The sequence below is a fragment of the Vibrio sp. 1069 genome (assembly GCF_033340555.1).
In genome coordinates, this window is sequence record NZ_JAWOWP010000375.1 from 1 (window position 1) to 703 (window position 703).

A 703-nucleotide genomic window follows, 5' to 3' on the forward strand; every position below is an offset into this window, starting at 1 on the left:
CTTGTTAAAAATGTTCTTGCTGCTGAGCTTATTTGCTACGGCGAGCTTTTACTGCTTCAGAAAGCTGACGAAGTACCGTTTCCGTATCGTCCCAGCCGATACATGCATCAGTAATCGACTGACCGTAAGTTGCCGCTTTACCATCCACTAAATCTTGGCGGCCTTCAACCAAATGAGACTCGATCATCACGCCAAAGATTGCATCTTCACCACCAGCGATTTGCTCTGATACATCATCAGACACTAGCATTTGACGTTTGAACTGCTTAGAGCTGTTCGCGTGGCTAAAATCGATCATCACTTTCTTCGGTAGACCTGCCGCGTCCAACTCGTCTTTGATTTGAGCAACGTGTGCTGCACTGTAGTTTGGTTCTTTACCACCACGTAAAATGATGTGGCAGTCTGGGTTACCTGCGGTTTCAACAATCGCTGAATGACCGTACTTCGTTACCGATAGGAAATGGTGAGAAGCGCTTGCAGAACGAATAGCATCGCTCGCGATTTTAATGTTACCGTCAGTACCGTTTTTGAAACCAACCGGGCAAGAAAGACCAGAAGCGAGTTCGCGGTGAACTTGCGATTCCGTCGTGCGTGCACCAATCGCGCCCCAGCTGATCAAATCCGCAACGTATTGAGGCGTGATCATGTCTAGGAATTCACTCGCTGTTGGTAGGCCCATGTCAGTGAGATCCAGAAGCAGCTT

The 703-nt window shown here is 48.2% G+C and carries 1 protein-coding gene; it reads right to left on the bottom strand.

Translation table 11 applies throughout. From position 1 onward, the window contains the following. Positions 1 to 28: 28 nt before the first annotated feature. On the bottom strand, positions 29 to 703 hold a 675-nt coding region (locus tag R7040_RS26610; protein ID WP_318097604.1), incomplete at its 5' end, for a 3-deoxy-7-phosphoheptulonate synthase.